General features: G+C 71.4%; 20 protein-coding genes. 6 read left to right on the top strand and 14 right to left on the bottom strand.

The window, feature by feature from the left end; translation table 11 throughout:
• Positions 1 to 33: 33 nt before the first annotated feature.
• The 4 genes from ACI6GS_RS08410 to ACI6GS_RS08395 form a co-directional block, all read right to left on the bottom strand.
• Positions 34 to 597, bottom strand: a complete 564-nt coding sequence (locus tag ACI6GS_RS08410) for a hypothetical protein (RefSeq protein WP_439817340.1) — start codon at positions 595 to 597, stop codon at positions 34 to 36.
• Between the two features lie 84 nt (positions 598 to 681).
• Positions 682 to 1359, bottom strand: coding sequence for a hypothetical protein (locus ACI6GS_RS08405; protein WP_439817339.1), 678 nt, complete (start codon positions 1357 to 1359; stop codon positions 682 to 684).
• 4 nt (positions 1360 to 1363) lie between these two features.
• Positions 1364 to 1891 (bottom strand): MarR family winged helix-turn-helix transcriptional regulator, encoded by a 528-nt coding sequence (locus ACI6GS_RS08400; RefSeq protein ID WP_439817338.1) that lies wholly within the window; start codon positions 1889 to 1891, stop codon positions 1364 to 1366.
• Positions 1892 to 1952: 61 nt separating this feature from the next.
• Positions 1953 to 2558, bottom strand: coding sequence for a thiamine phosphate synthase (locus tag ACI6GS_RS08395; protein WP_439817337.1), 606 nt, complete (start codon positions 2556 to 2558; stop codon positions 1953 to 1955).
• Between ACI6GS_RS08395 and ACI6GS_RS08390 the strand changes: the two genes are divergently transcribed.
• Both ACI6GS_RS08390 and ACI6GS_RS08385 read left to right on the top strand, forming a co-directional pair.
• Positions 2557 to 3246, top strand: a complete 690-nt coding sequence (locus ACI6GS_RS08390; protein ID WP_439817336.1) for a YggS family pyridoxal phosphate-dependent enzyme — start codon at positions 2557 to 2559, stop codon at positions 3244 to 3246. The two genes, ACI6GS_RS08395 and ACI6GS_RS08390, sit on opposite strands and share 2 nt — an antisense overlap.
• Positions 3247 to 3286: 40 nt before the next feature.
• Complete coding sequence (locus ACI6GS_RS08385) at positions 3287 to 3688, top strand: rhodanese-like domain-containing protein (protein ID WP_439817335.1); 402 nt, start codon at positions 3287 to 3289, stop codon at positions 3686 to 3688.
• Between the two features lie 4 nt (positions 3689 to 3692).
• Here ACI6GS_RS08385 and ACI6GS_RS08380 read toward each other — a convergent pair whose 3' ends face one another.
• The 3 genes from ACI6GS_RS08380 to ribA are packed head-to-tail and all read right to left on the bottom strand — an operon-like array spanning position 3693 to position 6728.
• The gene (locus ACI6GS_RS08380) at positions 3693 to 4187 is read right to left on the bottom strand and encodes a L,D-transpeptidase family protein (protein WP_439817334.1); all 495 of its coding nucleotides are present in this window, start codon (positions 4185 to 4187) and stop codon (positions 3693 to 3695) included.
• Positions 4188 to 4198: 11 nt separating this feature from the next.
• Positions 4199 to 5446 carry a hypothetical protein gene (locus ACI6GS_RS08375; RefSeq protein WP_439817333.1) on the bottom strand — a complete coding sequence of 416 codons (1248 nt, stop codon included), beginning with the start codon at positions 5444 to 5446 and terminating at the stop codon, positions 4199 to 4201.
• Positions 5447 to 5504: 58 nt separating this feature from the next.
• Entirely contained in the window at positions 5505 to 6728 is a 1224-nt protein-coding gene (ribA, locus tag ACI6GS_RS08370; RefSeq protein ID WP_439817332.1) for a GTP cyclohydrolase II, read from the bottom strand.
• Between the two features lie 70 nt (positions 6729 to 6798).
• Here ribA and ACI6GS_RS08365 point away from each other — a divergent pair, with 70 nt between their 5' ends.
• On the top strand, positions 6799 to 7488 hold the full coding sequence (locus ACI6GS_RS08365) for a response regulator transcription factor (RefSeq protein WP_439817331.1): 690 nt from the start codon (positions 6799 to 6801) through the stop codon (positions 7486 to 7488).
• A gap of 43 nt (positions 7489 to 7531) precedes the next feature.
• Here the strand turns inward: ACI6GS_RS08365 and ACI6GS_RS08360 are convergent, their stop codons facing one another.
• The 7 genes from ACI6GS_RS08360 to ACI6GS_RS08330 form a co-directional block, all read right to left on the bottom strand.
• The gene (locus ACI6GS_RS08360; protein ID WP_439817330.1) at positions 7532 to 10876 is read right to left on the bottom strand and encodes a hypothetical protein; all 3345 of its coding nucleotides are present in this window, start codon (positions 10874 to 10876) and stop codon (positions 7532 to 7534) included.
• Positions 10863 to 11603: an OmpA family protein gene (locus ACI6GS_RS08355; RefSeq protein ID WP_439817329.1), complete on the bottom strand. Its 741-nt coding sequence runs from the start codon at positions 11601 to 11603 to the stop codon at positions 10863 to 10865. The genes ACI6GS_RS08360 and ACI6GS_RS08355 overlap by 14 nt, the downstream gene beginning before the upstream one ends.
• Positions 11604 to 11611: 8 nt before the next feature.
• Positions 11612 to 12235 carry a hypothetical protein gene (locus tag ACI6GS_RS08350; RefSeq protein WP_439817328.1) on the bottom strand — a complete coding sequence of 208 codons (624 nt, stop codon included), beginning with the start codon at positions 12233 to 12235 and terminating at the stop codon, positions 11612 to 11614.
• 110 nt (positions 12236 to 12345) lie between these two features.
• Positions 12346 to 13125, bottom strand: coding sequence for a MotE family protein (locus ACI6GS_RS08345; RefSeq protein ID WP_439817327.1), 780 nt, complete (start codon positions 13123 to 13125; stop codon positions 12346 to 12348).
• Between the two features lie 2 nt (positions 13126 to 13127).
• Positions 13128 to 13613, bottom strand: a complete 486-nt coding sequence (locus ACI6GS_RS08340; RefSeq protein ID WP_439817326.1) for a DUF6468 domain-containing protein — start codon at positions 13611 to 13613, stop codon at positions 13128 to 13130.
• Positions 13610 to 14692: a flagellar motor switch protein FliM gene (gene fliM / locus ACI6GS_RS08335; RefSeq protein WP_439817325.1), complete on the bottom strand. Its 1083-nt coding sequence runs from the start codon at positions 14690 to 14692 to the stop codon at positions 13610 to 13612. The genes ACI6GS_RS08340 and fliM overlap by 4 nt, the downstream gene beginning before the upstream one ends.
• 12 nt (positions 14693 to 14704) lie before the next feature.
• Complete coding sequence (locus ACI6GS_RS08330; RefSeq protein WP_439817324.1) at positions 14705 to 15343, bottom strand: flagellar basal body-associated FliL family protein; 639 nt, start codon at positions 15341 to 15343, stop codon at positions 14705 to 14707.
• A 130-nt stretch (positions 15344 to 15473) separates the two neighbouring features.
• Between ACI6GS_RS08330 and flgF the strand changes: the two genes are divergently transcribed.
• Genes flgF through flgA form a run of 3 tightly spaced genes read left to right on the top strand, consistent with a single transcriptional unit; the run spans position 15474 to position 17970 of the window.
• Positions 15474 to 16208: a flagellar basal-body rod protein FlgF gene (gene flgF / locus ACI6GS_RS08325; RefSeq protein ID WP_439817323.1), complete on the top strand. Its 735-nt coding sequence runs from the start codon at positions 15474 to 15476 to the stop codon at positions 16206 to 16208.
• A gap of 15 nt (positions 16209 to 16223) precedes the next feature.
• Positions 16224 to 17009, top strand: a complete 786-nt coding sequence (flgG, locus tag ACI6GS_RS08320) for a flagellar basal-body rod protein FlgG (protein ID WP_439817322.1) — start codon at positions 16224 to 16226, stop codon at positions 17007 to 17009.
• A 22-nt stretch (positions 17010 to 17031) separates the two neighbouring features.
• Positions 17032 to 17970 (top strand): flagellar basal body P-ring formation chaperone FlgA, encoded by a 939-nt coding sequence (gene flgA / locus ACI6GS_RS08315; protein WP_439817321.1) that lies wholly within the window; start codon positions 17032 to 17034, stop codon positions 17968 to 17970.
• The last annotated feature ends 1 nt before the right edge of the window (position 17971 follow it).

Here is a 17971-nt window from a genome sequence, read left to right as displayed (position 1 = left end):
GAGCGCGCGGCGTGCCGCGCTCCGCGCTGGTCCCTAAAGCCCGGCCAGACCTTCGAAATTGACCGCTTCGGCGAAGGCCATGCGGTCGGCATCGCTGCTGCCGCCTTCGACGGTCAGCATGAAGCGGTTGGCGATCACGGTGGTCAGCTTGCCGCTCTGCTCCTGCAGGCCGATCTGGCCCTTGACCTTGGTCACCTTGCCCATCATCGCCGCCATCTGCGGGTTGGTGAGCATGGGCATCATCTGGGCCATCAGGGGCGAGTCGGCGATGATCGTGACGGTGATCGTGTCCTCGCCCTTCGTGTACTGGCGTTGGGCCTGGACGCCGCCGCCGAACATCGCCATGCCGGCCGCCTCGGTCGTGGCGTCCGCCCCCTCCCAGCCGTCCAGCGGGGCCGGCAGCAGGGCGCTCAGCTTGGCCGCGTTCTGTTGCGCGATCAGCTGCGAGGCATAGTCCAGCGACTGCTTGGCCTGGGACAGGTTGTTCTGGCCATAGGCCTCCAGCGCCTGGCGGATCGTGTCCTCGACCTCGTCCGCCAGGACGGGGCTCGCCAGGCAGGCCAGCGCGGCCAGGGCAATCGCGGTTGCTTTGATCATGTCCCACTCGTGTTCTGGTTCTTGGTGCGGGCGCACTCTGCCACAGAATGTGACAGCGCTCCTGTGCGCACCGACACGCCGCCCTCAGGCCGCGCGGGACCGCCGCAGGATCGCGACGGCCAGCAGCGTCCAGGCCAGCGCCAGTTCGACGAGCAGCTTGGTCGCCTGGGTCACGACAAGGTCCTGGCTGGCCGCGCGCAATTCATCTGCGGGACGCAGAATGCGCCCCACGCTGCCCAGCCCGCAGACGTCCCAGGTCGCCAGTGCAAAGAAGAACATCGCCGCGATCAGCCACGGCTCGCCCCTGGGCGCCAGCACCCCGGCGTCCCGGCGCGCATGGCTGGCAGCCCCCAGGAAGGCCGCAACCGTCAGGAGCAGGATCACGGTCCCGACGCCGGCGAACAGCGCGGTATAGGGCCCCGGCAGGTGGGGTATCGCCCACAGGGCCAGCCACAGGGCGCCGCCCGCAACGAACAGGCGCCGGAAGCGCCGCACCGCCGGGCCCTGCGCCGCCAGAGCGCCATAGGCCAGGAACAGCGCCCCAAGGTGAAAGGACAGCATCCACAGGATCGTCCGCGTCGCGCCCCAGATCAGGGCCAGGTCCGACGCGCCATGACCCGCCGACCCACCGCCTTCAAGGAAGCGGCGATAGCCGGGCAGGACCAGCCAGTTGCCGGCCAACGAATAGGCCAGCAGCACGAGGCCGGCCCCTATCCAGGGGCGGTACGATGGCAGCGGAGCGTCCAGGGCGGCGGCATGCATGGCATCAATCCTCCGCGCCCGACAGCGACGGACAGGCGATATGGCCTTCGACCTTGTGCAGCAGGGTCAGCAGGGTGGTGCGCTCGGTGGCCGACAGGGGCGCCAGCAGGTCGGCCATCTGGCCAAAGATCTCCGGCACGACCTGGTCCAGCAGCGCGGTCCCCCGCAGCGTGAGGCCGACCGCCTTGCGCCGGCGGTCCGTCTCCTCCGCGGCGAGGTAGTGGACGAGCCCCTCGCGAACCAGGCCCGCGATCAGCCCCGTGATCGTCGCACGGGTGACGCCCAGGCGATCGGCCAGGTCCGACGGTGCCATGCCATCGCCCCGCCCATGCAGGGCCATCAGCAGGGCATAGCGGCCCGGCGACAGGCCATGCAGGGCAAAGGCTTCCGCGAACGAACCCAGCAGCAACTTCGCCACCCGCAGTACGTCCTGCGCCGCCGCCAGGTCGGCCGGCGCGATCCGCGCCGCCAGGTCGGGTCGCCGCTTCAGGATGGCCAAGGCAGGGGTGTCGCGCAGCTCGAGGTCTATCACGTCGGAGCCCATACGATTAGGTCGCTAATTATTAGCCCCCTAATCGTATGGGCGCAAGTCGTCATCGGCCGAACACGCCGATGCCGGCCAGGCCAGCCGCCCCGGCCCGCAGCGCCGCCCGTGCGGTTGCGGCCTCGACCCCGCCCAGGGCGATGACCGGCAGGCCGGCCGACCGGACCAGGGCGCGGAAGCGGTGCAGGCCCAGGGCTGGCGCGCCGGGATGGCTGGCGGTGGGAAAGACGGGCGACAGCAGCACGGCATCGACGCCGCGGACCCGTGCCCGGGCCAGGGCCGCCGCGGAATGGGCCGCCGCAGTCAGCAGCGTACCGGACCGCCAGCGCCCCGTGCCGGTGCGCCGCCCGACCTGGAATTCCGGCAGGTGCACGCCGTCGGCGCCGACGTCCCGGGCCAGCCGCCGGTCCCCGGCGACCAGGACGATCAGCCCGCGCGCCCGCCCGGCCCGGGCCAGATGGCGCGCCAGCGCCGCCCGCTGCGGCGCGTCGTAGTCGCGCACCAGCACGGCGCTGCCGCGTGGCAGGCGGGCGATTGCCCGCAGCGGATCGGGCAGGCGCCGCGCATCCGTGACCAGGACCAGCGGCGGCACGCCTGACCTGCGCCGCCTGGCGTTGAGCTTGCGCGTGGCCGCGACTAGGGTTTCAGCCTCCATGACGCACGATACCGCATCAGCCTTGTCCGCCACCGCCCTGCCGGGCCTCGCCCAGGTCCGCGCCCGCATCGCCGCCGCCGAGGCTGCGGCGGCACGCCCACACGGCGCCGCCACCCTGGTCGCGGTCAGCAAGACCTATGGGGCGGAAGTGATGGAGCAGGCCCTGGCGCAGGGCCAGCGCGTCTTCGGCGAGAACCGCGTGCAGGAGGCGCAAGGCAAGTGGCCGGCGCTGAAGGCCGCCCATCCCGATATCGTGCTGCACCTGATCGGTCCGCTGCAGACCAACAAGGCGGCCGACGCCGTCGCCCTGTTCGACGTGATCGAGACGCTTGACCGTCCGAAGCTGGCCCAGGCGCTGGCCCGCGCGATGGACCAGGCGGGGCGCCGCCCGCCCGTCCTGGTCCAGGTCAATACGGGGCTTGAGGAACAGAAGGCCGGTTGCGCTCCCGCCGAAACTGCCGGCCTGGTGGAACAGGCCCGCGCCCTGGGTCTGACGGTTCAGGGCCTGATGTGCATCCCGCCCGCCGACCAGGACCCCGCCCCCCACTTCGCGCTGCTGCGCACGCTGGCGGAACAGCTTGGCCTGACGACGCTGAGCATGGGCATGAGCGGCGACTTCGAGACCGCCATCGCGGAGGGCGCCACGCATGTCCGCGTCGGCAGTGCGATCTTCGGCCATCGTACCTGAACCGGAAGACGCCGCTGAACCAGAAACAGGAGGAGACACCATGGCGATGAAGAAGGGCTACAAGGCCTTGCTGGCGGAAGCCAATGCCGAGATCGTGACAGTGCCCATCGACGAGGCGCTGAAGCTCCATGGGCAGCAGGATACGGTCCTGGTCGACCTGCGCGACCCGCGCGAACTGGAGCGGGAGGGCAAGATCCCCGGCGCCTTCCATTGCCCGCGCGGCATGCTGGAATTCTGGATTGACCCGGAAAGCCCCTATGCCAAGCCGGTCTTCCAGGAGGACAAGCGCTTCGTCTTCTTCTGCGCGGGCGGCCTGCGCTCGGCCCTTTCGGCCAAGACGGCGCAGGACATGGGGCTGCCCAAGGTTGCCCACATCGAAGGCGGCTTCGGCGCTTGGCGCGAGCATGGCGGCCCGGTCGAGAAGGTCGCGCCCAAGGGCTGAGGTCCTATGGACCCAGCGTGATCGTTGCCTCTGGCCCGCAGACCGCCAGGACCTGGAGCAGGTCGGGCAGGGCCAGGGCGACGCAACCGGCCGTGGGCGCGTAGTCGGCACGTGCCAGGTGCATGAAGATGGCGCTGCCGGCGCCGGGCACGGGCGGGTCGTCGTTGTGGCCCAGGACGACGACCAGGTCATAGACATGGTCGTCCCGCCACATCTCCTCGTGCGAGGCGGCGAACGGCAGGCGGACAGGACGGTTGTAGGCGGGACTTGCGGGATCGTCGCACCAGCCGTCGTCCGGCCGGATCGCGCGCACCTCCAGCCGCGTCGACGGCATGGCCAGGCGGTCGGCGCGATAGCACAGGCGCCGCAGCGCGAACGTGCCGACGGGTGTGCCCCCATCCCCTTCCCGCTTGTCCACGACGAAGCCGCCGCGCCCGATGGCGCAGCGGAAGCGACCGGCGGCGCAGGCCAGTTCCTGGCCCGCAACCCTCAGATCCACGGCCTCTCCTCTCAAGGCGACGGCAGCGTCGGTGTGCTGCGCAGGGCCTGATACTTGTCCATGGACTGCTGCATCAGCAACAGCGCCCGGTCATAGGCGATGGCGCCCGGGGCCTGCGGCACGATGGGTGCAGCGCCGGACGGCGCGGGGGTCGGGGCCAAAGGCGAGGTCGCGGAGGACGCCGGAGTGGCAGCGACCGCCGCGGCGGAAGCCGCTGGCGGAAGCGGCGTCACGCTGCCACTGGCGCCGGCCATGGCCGGGCTCGGTGCCACGGGGCGAGTCGGCCGGGCACCGCCGGCGGGAAAGGCCGGGAACCAGTTGCGGCCACCCTCCCCGGCGGTCGTGCCGCTGGCGGCGGTCGGCGCCGTGCGCTGCTCGGCCGCGGCCTGCAATGCCTGCAACGGCGAGGGCGTGGCCAGGTTGGCGACCGGCACCTGGGCGGGCCGGCTCTCGACCGGGGTCGGGGCCTGAAGGGCCTGCTGCCGTGCCGGGGCCGCCGCGGTTTCCTTGCCAAAGCCGGTCAACAGGCTGTCGAAGGCATTGGCCGACAGGGAGGGAATGGCGGCATCCGCGGCATCCGGCTTGGGCCGGGCAGAGGCAAGGGGCGCCGGATCGGACGCGACCGGCACGGGCGGCGTGTCGGCATCGGCCTTGGCCCGGCCAGCGGATTGGCGCGGTGCTTCGGCCGGCGTCGGTGCGTCGGCATCAGCCTTGGGCCGCGCGGGGCCGGCATCGGCCACCATCACGCGGGGGGCGTCCGCCGGGGCCGCCGGGGTTTCCTCGCCCATGCCCAGCATGGCCATCACGTGCCCCTCGGCCGACTTGCCCGTCGCCTCGGTCAGGGTGACGTCGGCGATCGCGCCCAGTGCGCCCAGGCCACCGCCATAGAGTGCGGCACCCACGACCTGCATGGGCGGCGCGATCGTGTCGCCCGTCACCTCGCGATAGAGGGTGCCGACCACGGGGATGTGCTGCAGCGGGTTCACGATATCCAGGAAGTCGGCGAACGAGGCCTCGGGCATGTCGCCCGGGTGGCTGTAGCCGGTGCGATAGTCCTCGTCCGGCTTGCCGGGCCGCAGGCGGAAGGGGACGCGCTCGGGCTCGCGTGCGGCGGTGCTGCCGCTGGCGCTGTCGGCGTCGCCCTGCCGGCCCGGACGCACCGGGCCGCCCGGAACATAGGGGGCCGAGGCAAGACCATCCTCGGCCTTGCCTGGGCGGAGCCGGCTGTGCGCCGGTGCTGCTGCGTCGATCGCGGTCATGCCCCTGCCAAGCAAGGGCCGGGCCAGACCGGAAGACCGCAGGATTCCTGAATGCCGTTCAGTCCCTGGCCTTGGCCGGCCCGGCAGAAAGCACCGCGGGCGCCTCCTCGGTCGGCAGCAAATGCCCACTGCGCCGCGCCTTGGTCGCCAGGTAGCCCGCATTGTGGACATTGGGCGGAAAGGCATGGGCCACCCGCTCGACCACGGGAATGCCATAGCGATCCAGGCCCGCCACCTTGTCCGGATTGTTCGTCATCAGGCGGACCGCGGAAAAGCCCAGCAGCGTGAGCATCCGGGCGGCGGGCAGGAACACGCGCTCGTCCGATTCGAAGCCCAGGCGCTCGTTGGCGTCGACCGTGTCAAAGCCCTGGTCCTGCAGGCGATAGGCCTTCAGCTTGCTGATCAGGCCGATGCCGCGGCCCTCCTGCGCCAGGTACAGCACGACGCCGCCGCCGGCTTCGGCGATCGCGTGGATGGCGCCGCGCAACTGGTCGCCGCAATCACACTTGAGCGAGCCGAGAAGATCGCCAGTGAAGCATTCCGAATGGATGCGGGCCAGGACCGGGCTCGAACGCGGCGGGTCGCCGATCAGGATCGCGAAATGCTCGGGCCCCCCATCGTCGGGCCGGAAGGCGATCAGGCGCGTGTGCTCGGCATCGGCCAGGGGCACGCGGGCGTCCGCAACGATCCGCAGGCCCGTCGCCGAGGTGTCGGGATAGGCGTCGACCGCCGCCGCCGTCACCCGCGCAACCCGCGCCAGCGCGCCGTCCAGGGCACCCACCGGCGCCAGCACGGCGCTGGGCAGCAGGCGGGCCAGCTTCAGCAGGCGGATCGCCGACTGCTCCGCGGGCCCGGCAAGGCGCGTCGACTTGCGGAACGGCCCGCGCATCGGGTGCGACAGGTCGCGGGTCGGGTCGGCCAGGTCCTGGATGTCGGATGCCTCCAGCCCGCCCAGCCGAATCAGCAAAGGATCGCTGCCAGAGGGATTGATGTTGAGGACGCCCGCCCGCCGTGCGGTCAGGGCCAGCACGGCCTCGCCCCCTGACCAGGCGCGCAGCTGGGCCAGATCCTCGCCCGTGCAGAATTCGGATGCCTGGGCCAGGACGATGGTGGCGCCGTCCTCGATCGCGACGGCCAGGCCGCGACGCAGGTCGGCCACGGCACGGTCGACCTCCAATTGCGGGCTGGCCAGGGCCGCATCCAGCCGGGCCCGGGGGTTCTGCGCTGTCATGGCGCGGACAATAGTGCGGGACGCCCGGCTCTGCCACGCCGCACTACGCATCGGCAGGCGTCCCTTGTATTGTCGCGGACTGGTTTGCGGCCGGGCAGAAGAGACAAGAGACAGGGTTCACATGGTTCCGACCAAGCGCTTGCTCCTGGTGGACGACGATTCCGCGCTGCGCCAGGCGCTGAGCGAACAGCTCAACCTGCTGGAGGAGTTCGAGGCGGTGGAGGTCGAAACCGGCGCGGCCGGCCTGGACGCCGCGCGCCATGGCCGCTTCGACCTGATCCTGCTGGACGTGGGCCTGCCCGATCTCGACGGGCGCGAGGTGTGCCGCATGATGCGGCGCAACGGCATCACGGCGCCGATCATCATGCTGACCGGCCATGACAGCGACGCCGATACCATCCTGGGCCTTGAATCCGGCGCCAACGACTACATCACCAAGCCGTTCCGCTTCGGCGTTCTGCTGGCCCGCCTGCGTGCCCATCTGCGCCAGCATGAATCGAGCGAGGACGCGGAGTTCCGCATCGGCCCCTATACCTTCCGCCCCGGGTCCAAGCTGCTGAGCGCCGACGACGGCAAGCGGAAGGTCCGCCTGACCGAGAAGGAAACCTCGATCCTGAAGTTCCTCTATCGCGCGGGGGAGAAGGTCGTGGGGCGCGAGACCCTGCTGAACGAGGTCTGGGGCTACAAGGCAGGCGTGTCGACCCATACGCTGGAGACGCACATCTATCGTCTGCGCCAGAAGATCGAGATCGACCCCTCCAACGCCTCCCTCCTCATCACCGAAGCGGGCGGCTATCGCCTGCAGCCCTGAGCGCCCGGTCCGGCAAGGGGTTGGGGTCGCCCGGGCCCCTGCATCAGTTGATGGCCGACAGGGCCCCGTCCTGGAGGCGCTCGCGGTAGCCGGCCATGAATGATTCGAGGCTGGGCACCCCGGCGATGGCCGGCGCCAGGTCGCGCGTGGCGACTTGGGTCGGGTCGATCGCCTGGGTGATGACGGTAAAGCCATCGGCCCCGGCGCCGTTCTGCATCATCGTTCCATAGTTCGCCTTGACCCGGGCCAGGCCCGCTGCGTCGCCGGCCAGGGCCAGGGCGGTGGCCAGGCGCAGGACCTGGCCGCGCTCCGCGTCGGTCAGCGGGGCATCCTGGGCATGCCGGTTGCCCAGCGCCTGCTCGCCCGAAGCGGCTGCCTGCCGCCAGTTGGATGCCCCCCAGGCGATCTCCGCCGCCAGCCGCGTGCTTTCGCCATCGGCATCGCCGACCAGCAGGGCCAGCGCCTCGTCCGCGCGGCGCAGATCGGCCAGCGCGCGCGCCTTCAACTGCCGGCGCTGGCGCTCCAGACCCTCCGGCAGCAGCGGCTGGTCCGATTCGGCCAGGGTCTGCAGCGCGGCATCGGCCTTGCCGTCGAGCAGCTGGACCAGGGCCAGGCGGGCGGCGATCTGCGCCTTGGCCGTGCCGCTGAGGCGATAGCGCACCTGATGCTGCAGCAGTTCCGCGGCACGGTCGAACAGCTCGACCGCGACCAGGCGGTCGGCCAGGCGACGGATCATCTCGTCCCCCTCCGACCCCAGGGGCGTCAGTTCGCGATAGTCGTAGTAAAGGCCCAGCGCCGCCACGGGCGACATCTGGTCCGCCTTGCCGCCCAGGAACAGCGCCTTGAACTCGTCGGCCATGGCCTGCGCCATCTCCCCCGCCATGGGCGTGTCGGGGAAAGCGGCGATCGCCTGCTTGTAGGTCTGGAAGCCGCCGCGCCAGTCGCCATCTTCCATCTGCAGGCGGCCCAGGCGGGTCAGCACCTTCAGCTCGAAGCCGTCGCCGCGCCAGGCAAAGCGCAGGCGGTCCAGGCGGGCGATGGCGTCGGGCCGCGTGACCGTGCCCTTGGCCAGCCCCAGCTCGATGCGCGCCATCTCGGCCCGCACCCGCACCGGCGTGACGTCCAGGGCGATGGCCCGGCCATAGGCCTCCGCCGCCTCCTCCGCCTGGCCCCGCATCTCGGCCAGGCGGCCGGACAGGTAGGCCTCCTCCGCCTGGATCAGGCGGGGTGACGTGGGGCCCACGTCGACCGTGCTCAGGGCCTGGGCCGCCTCCTCGGCATTGCCGGTCTCCAGGGCGGCCTCCGCCTCGGCCAGGGCGAAGCGCGAGGGCCAGGGCTCGTCATACTGGTCGGCGACGTCGCGGCCAGTAGCCAGTTCCTGGGCGGCCTTGGGCCAGTCCCGCTGCGCCAGGGCGATCATGCCGCGCCACAGGGCAGCATGCGGGTCGCCCGCAATCGACGGATCCGACAGGTCGCGGAGCGCCTCCTCCGCCCGGCCCATCTGCGCCAGGGCCAGGCCCCGGGCGGCGCGCACGGTGGCATCGTTCAGCACCTCCGGATCCTCGGTCGCGGCGACGCCCAGCGCGCCCAGCGCCTCCGCCGCCAGGCCATGCGCGACGAGGTACTTGCCCAGCGCCACGCGCATCCGGTTGCGGCTGGATTCGCGCGCCTGGGCGATGTCGCGCATGCGCTGGCGGCGCTCCTCCTCGACGTTCGGCACCTCGCCCCGGCCCCAGCGCTCCAGGTTCACGACCGCAACGGGACGAACCGGCGGCGGGACGGGCGGCGGCAGTGCGGCCACCGGCGGCGGCGCGGGCGCTGCCGGCTCCGGCGGGACCAGGGACGGCGGGTTGACCGGCGGCAGGCCCGCCTCCACGGGCGGCGGCGCGGCGGCCGGTTCAGGCGGCAGCGGCGCCGCCGGGGGTGGCGCCGGGGGTGGCGATGCGGGCTGCACCGCCACCGCGGCCGGCGCATGGGCGGGCTCCACGGCCGGGGCGGGCGCTGGCGGCGGCGGAAGCTCGGCCAGCGGAGGCGGCGACGGGGGCGCGGCGGCCGGTGCCGGCGCGGTCCCCGACAGGGCCAGGCCGCCATCGGCGGTGATCGCGATGCCATAGGGGGTGGCGCTGACCTCGATCCCGTCGGCGAGACGGGAGATGACCAGGCCCTGCGCGCTGGGCAGGATCGCGAACTGGCTGAAGCGGCGGGCCCCCGCAACGCCGGTGCCCGGCTCGTCCAGGGGCACGATGGCCAGCTGGTCGCCCACCTCGGGATCGGTCCAGTCGATGGGCGCACCCCGGCCCTGGAGCGCGATCTGCATCACGTCGCCTTCGCTGCCCAGCGGGATCGCACGTTCCGGCGGCTGGTCGCGGCGCTGCATGTCGACGGTCCAGGTATTGCCGTCGCGGCGGACCACGGCGCGCAGCGGGTCGCGCAGCCGCACGCCGACGATCGTCCCCGCGCCAGCCGGCATCGCGGTCGCGTCGCTGAGCAGCGGGCTGTCCCACAGGGCCTTCAGGTCCATCGCCCCCGGGGCGGAGAAGGCGATCCAGACGCGGTCATCACGTTGGAACACGGCGGCCCCCACCGGAATGGGCCAGGGAAAGATCAGGCGCGGCCAGCCCGCCTCGCCATCCAGGCCGACGACGACCGCCGCCGGCTGGGGGGCCACGGCCAGCGGCGTCGCCAGGCCCACCAGCGGTGCCGGCGGCGCGTCCTGGGCGGCTACCAGGGGCGGCGCCTCCGCCGCCGGGACTGGTGGCGCCCCGCCTGCCGCGGGGGCGGCCTGGGGCGGCTCGGCTGTCACCGCCTGGGCCGGCACGTCCGCCACTGGCTGGGGCGGCACCTCGGCCACCGGCGTGGCAGGGGCGGCCGCGGGGGCCGGCGGCCGCGGTCGGGGCGGTGCCGGAGCGACCACGGGTGCCGCGACGGGCGCCGTGGCGGGTGTTGCGGCAGGCGTGGCGGCAGGCGTGGCGGCAGGAGCGGCGGCAGGGGACGTCGCGGCGAAAGTGGCACCCGCTGGCGCGTCCATCAGGTCGACCACGACGGTGCCGTCATAGCGCTCCGTGCGGAGCGTCACCGGCCGCTTCAGCGTGATCGTCAGGACCTGCTTGTCAGGGCTCAACGCCAGCCCCCCGACATAGGCCGGCAGCATCGAGGACATGACACCCAGGCCGCCTTCCATCGGACGGCCAAAGGTCAGCACCAGGCGATCGCCCTCCAACCGGGTGGCAAGCGTCACGGCGCGCTCGTACTCGAACACCATGCGGCCGAAGGTGGGATGACGGCCGGCACGGGTCTGCACCACTTCGGCCAGGCTGGGCGACGCCGCGGCCAGGAGCAGCAGCAGCGCCAGCAGCAGCCGGCGCAGCGCGCGGTCAGGGCGCGGCATCGGGCCAGCCCTCCTCGCGGATCACCAGGTCGATGCGGCGCGTCAGGCGCTCCCGCTCCGCCTGGGGCAGGCTGGGCGCCAGTTGGTCGACGCGCGCGGCGCCATAGCCGCGCGCCGTCACCTTGTGCCCAAGGCCGGCCTGTTCCAGCGCCGCGGCGGCCGCCTCGGCCCGGGCCAGCGACAGGGTCCAGGCCGTCGCCTGCGCCTCGGCACCCAGGGCCGGGGCCAGCCCGGCATAGCCCGCGACCTCCACCCGGTTGCCGGACAGGCGGACCAGGTCCATCAGGGCCGCGATCACGGCGTCCGCGGCCGGGCTGAGATCGGTGCTGCCCGGCGTGAACAGCAGGTCCTGCGGCACCTGCAGGACCAGGCGGTCGACGCCCCGGAACAGCAGCGTGCCGGACAGGACCGGGTCGCTGCCCAGCTTGCTGGCGATCACCGGCGCCAGGTAGCGCAGCGCCACGGCGCGTGGTTCCACCTGACGGAAGATGGCGCTGGCATCGCGCGGCGGCGCCCCCTCGATCGGCTTCTCCGCCACCGCGCCGACGATCGCCTGCCAGCGTTCCTGGGGCAGGCGCACCGTCGCGTACATCATGATGAACATGCACAGGACCAGGCAGATCAGGTCGGAGAAGCTGATCAGCCAGGTCGAACGCACGGGCTCGGCCGGATCGAGCAGGGGATCGAGCGCGTCGAACACGACCGGGTCCTGGCGGGAATCGCCCATGGCGGGGCCTAGCGCGGTTGCGTCGCCTGGCCCGCGACGAAGCGCAGGACCAGGGTAGCCGGCTGGGCCGTCGACCGGGTGATCGCCAGGCGGTCGGCAGGCTCGCCCGCCGCGGCCAGGGTCTGGGCCAGGACGGCGGCCCGCGTCAGCGCAAGGTCGGGCCCACCCGGCTCCGCACCGGCCTGGATCTCGATCCCGTCCAGGTCGCCCGGCGCCTGCTGCATCAGCGTCGCCAGGCGGGGGACCAGGGTGGCGCGGCTGGCCAGCGCGGAATCACCGGTCCGGAAAATGCTGTGCGCGGGGACGCGCACGATCAGGGCCGTGCCGCCCACTTCAGGCTCCAGCCGAGCCTCGGGCAGGGCCGCGGCGACCGCCTGGCCGAAGCGGTCGGGCATGGCGCTTCGCCCCAGCGCGGGCACGCCGCCGGCGCCCGGATCGGGCGCGCGCTGCTCGCGGAAGGTCAGCCCGATGCTCTCCATGGTGGCCAGCGTCCGCGACTCGTCCCGCAGTGCCACGGAATAGAGCACGATGAAGAAGGCCAGGAGCAGGATGAACAGGGCAAGCGTCGTCGGCGTGGCGGGCGCCGCCGCACTGCCATAGGCCTGTTCGAAATCCTGATCCGTGTCGCCCATTCTGTGCGGCCCCGATCGTTGCGAAGGCGCCGCCTGCGCGTTTTGCGCCGGCCGGCCGCCTGGCTGCTGAGACTAGCGGTGGCGCTCCGCGCGCACCATGGTGGTCCGCCTCAGCCCTGGCTGGGCGCGGCTGGCGCCGGATTGGCACTTGCTGGCGTGCCAGTGGCTGGCGCAGCGGGGGCCGGGTTGGCGGCCGGCGGCAAGGGCAGGGCGTCCGCGCTGTCCGGCAGGGCGCGATGCGTCGCCAGCTCGACCGTCAGGCGGTTGGCCACCAGCGGGTCCATCTGGGCCATCACCGGCGCCAGCTTCGCCTCCTTCATGCGCTGGGTCACGGCCAGCAGGATGGGCATGTCCAGCGTGTTGAAGATGCGCGCGGCATCCGCCGGCTTCATCGTCTCATAGGTCTTCACCAGCGAAGCGATGCGCGCCTTCTCCTGCTCGTCGCTCTGGCCCAGCAGGCCCTTGATCGATTCCTCGACGCGCTTCAGCTCTGCGATGCGCTCGTCGATATTGTGGCCCGCCGCCTCCAGCATCTTCTCGCGCAGGTCGAGGTCCGCCGCGCGCTGGTCGAGTTCGGCCCGGCGGCGGCCCAGGTCCTGCAGCAGCTGGATCTCGGACGCGCTCATCTGCGTGGGGTCCAGCGGCGCCGGTGGCGGCGGCGCGGCGGCCTCCACCGGGGCAGCGGCGGGGCTGTCATGGTTGGGCTCGGCCGGAGCGGGCGTGGCAGGCGCCGCGGCCGGTGGACTGGCCGCCGCGGCATAGGCCGGCTGGCTGCCATAAAGGCCCTGGGCGCCCTGCACAAGGTCGCCGACCTTGATGCCCAGCAGCAGGACGGAGCCCACCAGGACGGCGGGCAGGAGACGGACCTGGTCCAGCATCAGCTTGGCCATGTTCAGCGAACCTCGCGCAGGACGCGCAACAGGGGATTGCGTTCGGCGTCGCCCTCGGGCTCGGCCGCGGGACGGGCCTTCTCGGCGGCGCGCGGCTCGGCCCGTGCCTCCGCGCGGGGCTCGGCGCGCAGCTCGCCGGGCCGGTCGGCCGGGCGCTCCACTGGCCGGCTGGTGCCGGTCAGGCGCGAGCTCAACCGCTCGGCCAGGTTGTGGCCCGCCTCGGTGATGATGGTCAGTTCGTCGGCCAGGGCGCGGGCCTGGACGACCTGCGTGTTTAGCCGCGTGCCCACCGCCTCCGCCGCCTGGCGCAGCTCCGCCAGGCCGCGCTCGGCGCGCGCCGTCGCCGCGCCCAGCTCGGCGATCACCGTGTTCAGCTCGCTATGGTCGGCGCGCAGCAGCGCCAGGCGCTGGTTCAGGCGCCAGCAATAATAGATCGTCGCGATCAGCAGCAGGGCGACGAGCAGTTCGACAAGCAAGCCGATCGTCATGACGTCACCTTGGCGCGCCGGATGTTCTGGTCGACCTTGACCGCGATCGAGGGACCGATGCGGCCCATCTTGCCCCGCAGCATCGGGATGCCGCCGCAGCGCAGCTCGACCGAGGCGTCAGGCCCCGAGTTCAGCATGATCGTCTGCCCCACCTTCAGGGTCATGACCTCGCCCAGCGGCATGGTCAGTTCGTCCAGCACGGCGTCGATCTGCACTTCCGTCTGCCACAGTTCGGTTGCCAGATGGCTTTCCCAGATCGTGTCGCGGCCGAACTTCTCGCCCATGAACATCTGGAGCAGCAGCTCGCGCACCGGCTCGATCGTGGCATAGGGCAGGATCAGCTCCAGCCGGCCGCCGCGGTCCTCCATGTCGATGCGCAGCTTGACCAGGATCGCGGCATTCGCCTCGCGCGCGATGGTGGCGAAGCGGGGATTGACCTCCAGCCGGTCAAAGGTGAAGTCGACCGGGGTCAGCGGCTCGAAGGCATTCTTCATGTCCTTCAGCACTACCTCGATCATGCGCTCGACCAGGTTGCGCTCGATCGTCGTATAGGGCCGGCCCTCGATGCGCATGGCGTGGGTGCCCTTGCGCCCACCCAGCAGCACGTCGACGATCGAATAGATCAGGTTCGACTCGACCATCAACAGGCCGTAATTGTCCCATTCCTCGGCCCGGAACACGGCCAGGATCGCCGGCAGGGGAATCGAGTTCAGGTATTCGCCGAAGCGGATCGACGAAATATTGTCCAGGCTGACTTCGACATTGTCGGACGTGAAGTTGCGCAGGCTCGTCGACATCATGCGGACCAGGCGGTCGAACACGATCTCCAGCATCGGCAGGCGGCCATAGGAGACCAGCGCCGAATTGATGATCGCGCGGATGCCCGACTTGTCCGCGTTCTTGCCGCCGGCTGCGTCAAAGCCCAGCAGGCTGTCGATCTCGTCCTGGTTCAGGACGCGGCCGCCATTGGCCGGATCGGCCGCGTCGAGGCCCCAGCCGGCGGCGTCTGCGCCGTCGTCGCCTTCGGCCATGGCGGCCCATTCGTCCGCCATTGCCTGTTCGTCGTTGGGATCGGCCACGACCGCTACTCCCTACTGGACCAGCACTTCCTTGAACAGGACGTCGGTCACCTTGACCGGCTTCACCGCAAGGTTGACACGCGCCAGCAACTCTTCCTTCAGGCGAAACATGCCGGCCGACCCCTGGATGTCGTCGGCCCGCAGCTCGCGCAGATAGGTCTGGAAGTTATCGACCACGCGCGGGCTCAATTGTTCCAGCTTGGCCTTCGCTTCCGGTTCCTTGTATTCCAGCGCCACCTTGATCTTCAGGTAGGCGACGCGATTGCCCGTGGACGACAGGTTCACCAGCATCTCGGGCAGGTCATAGAATTCGGTCGGCTCCGCCTCGGCATGGTCCTCTTCCGCCGCCGCGTGGTCGCCCTCCCCGCCATGGCCGGCATCCGCGCCTTCAGCATGCTCGACCCCCAGCAGCGGATCCAGCATGCCGGTGAGATAGGCGCCCGCCCCGCCGCCCAGCAGCAGCACGACCGGGGCCAGGATCAGCAGCAGCTTCTTCTTGCCGCCCTTCTTGGGGGCGTCACCGTCCGCTGCGCCTTCCGCTTTTGCCTTGGATGCCATGGGCTGAGACTCGGCGATCTTCGTTAACAACGCGTTGAGATCGGCAAAATCTGCCGGGTCGCCCTTAACCGCACCCGGCAGGATCCGCAGCACGCGTCAGGGCCTGCTCCCCACCAATCCGCGATTCCAATGACTTAGGTCCGGCATCCGTTGTGGCACGGTCCGTGCTTAAGGGTGGGCAGGCCGGCGCAGAAGCGCAGATGGCCACGGGAGCCGAAGGCAGATGCAGAATACCCTGTACGTGGGCCTGTCCAACCAGATGGCGCTGAGGCGGCAGTTGGACGTGGTCGCGAACAACATCGCGAACATGAACACGACCGGGTTCAAGGGCGAGCAGTCGGTGTTCCAGGAATACCTGGAGGACGTCAACAGCCCGTTCGGCGACGCTGCCTTCGTGACCGACATCGGCACGGCCCGCGACACGGCCGAGGGCGAGTTCCAGCCCACCGGCGGGCCGCTCGACTTCGCCATCAACGGCTCCGGCTACTTCGTGGTCCAGACGGCGGAGGGCGACCGCTATACCCGCGACGGCCACCTGACGATCGACGCGACGGGCCGCCTGGTGACGCGCGGCGGCGATCCCGTCCTGGACGCGACCGGACAGCCGATCACGCTGGACCCGCGCGGCGGCCCGATCACGGTCGCAGCCGACGGCTCGATCTCGGTCGGCGCCAATCCGGTCGGCCGGCTGCAGGTCGTCCGCTTCCAGAACGAGCAGGCGCTGCTGCTGCGCGGCGGCTCGCTGCTGGAGGCGCCAGAGGGCGTGGTGCCCGAAGTGACCCGCGACGTCCGCATCGCCCAGGGGATGATCGAAGGGTCCAACGTCAATCCGGTGGTCGAGATGACCCGGATGATCGAGATCAGCCGTTCCTACGAATCCGTGACGCGCCTGATGCAGGACCAGGCCGAGCTGCAGCGCTCTTCCGTCGAGCGGCTGGGCCGCGTCACCACCGCCTGAGAAGGACAGTAGACCATGCGTTCTCTGAGCATCGCGGCGACGGGCATGCTGGCCCAGCAGCTCAATGTCGAAGTCATCTCGAACAACATCGCGAACATGAGCACGACCGGCTTCAAGCGGTCGCGGGCGGAGTTCCAGGACCTGCTCTACCAGGCTTCGCGCCGGGTGGGCTCGGCCTCGTCCGACGCCGGCACGATCCTGCCCTCGGGCGTGCAGGTGGGCCTGGGCGTGCGCACCGGCTCGGTCTACCGCATCAACGAGCAGGGCAACCTGGCCCTGACCGAGAACACCTACGACCTGGCGATCCAGGGCAATGGCTTCTTCCGCGTGCAGCTGCCCAGCGGGGACGAGGCCTATACCCGCTCCGGCGCGTTCCAGGTGTCGGAGACGGGCCAGCTGGTGACGCCCGATGGCTACCAGGTCCTGCCCGGCGTCGTGATCCCGCAGAACGCCACCGCCGTCAGCATCAACGCGACCGGCGAGGTCTCGGTCAAGCTGCAGGGCCAGGTCGCCCCGCAGGTGGTGGGCCAGCTCGACCTGGCGACCTTCTTCAATGAAGGCGGGCTGGAGTCGATCGGCGACAACCTGCTGCTGGAGACGCCGTCCTCGGGCCCCGCGACGACGGGCACGCCCGGTACGGACGGCATCGGCACCGTGCTCCAGGGCTACCTGGAGACCTCGAACGTGAATCCCGTCCAGGAAATCACCCAGCTGATCCAGGCGCAGCGCGCCTACGAGATGAATTCCAAGGTGATCACCACCTCGGACCAGATGCTGCAGACCACGACGCAGCTGCGCTGAGCCAGGCAGAGGAGACATAGCCATGCGCGCATCCCTTGCCGCCCTTGCCGTGGCCCTGCTGCTGCCGGGCCTTGCCGACGCCGCCACCCTGCGTGCCAGTGTGGAGGTCGACGCCCCCATGGTGACCTTGGCCGACCTGATCGCCGACGCCCCCCTGGACGTGGACCTCAGCCTGGCCGTGGGCGCAGCACCGCAGCCCGGCCGTCGGGCCGTGTTCAGCGGCCAGCAGGTCCTGGACCTGGCCAAGGCGGCCGGGATCGGGATCGACGGCACCGTGCCCCGCGCGATCACGGTCGCCCGCAGCGGCCGCGCCGTACCCCAGGCCGAGCTGCAGGCCCGCGTCGCCGACGCCCTGCTGGAAGCGGGGGCCGAGCTTGCCGACGTGCGGCAGATCCAGTTCAACGCCAATGACCGCGCCGCCCTGCAGGTCGCGCGCGACGCCGAGCCGGTGGCGAGCGTCGAGTCCGTCGACTGGGACGCCCAGACCGGCCGCTTCGTCGCCCAGGTCCGGCTGGAGGGGATGGAGCGCGCGGTGCCGGTCGCCGGCCGCACCATCCGCGTGGCGCAGCTCCCCGTGCTGCGCGCGGCCGTTGCCATGGGCCAGGTGATCGGAGATGCCGAGATCGACTATGTCGAGGTGCCGGCCTATCGCGTCAGCCGTGTCGCCCTGTTGGACGCGGGCCAGATCGTGGGCCAGGCGGCACGCCGCCCGCTGCGCCCCGGCGTCGCCCTGACGGCGAACGACCTGCGCCGGCCCGTGGTGATCGCCAAGGGCAGCCTGGTGACGATGGTGGTCCAGGCCGCCGCCATGACGCTGACCGCCACCGGCAAGGCGATGGAGGACGGCGGCCAGGGCGACCTGATCCGCATCCAGAACCCCAGCAGCAACAAGATCGTGCAGGGCAAGGTGACGGGACCCGACCGGGTCGAGGTCGTCATCGCCGCCAACATCATCAATTGAC

Source organism: Zavarzinia sp. CC-PAN008 (assembly GCF_051903925.1).
Taxonomy (GTDB): domain Bacteria; phylum Pseudomonadota; class Alphaproteobacteria; order Zavarziniales; family Zavarziniaceae.
The sequence above is the reverse complement of the archived record's forward strand: the minus strand, read 5'-3'. Positions and strand labels throughout refer to the sequence as shown.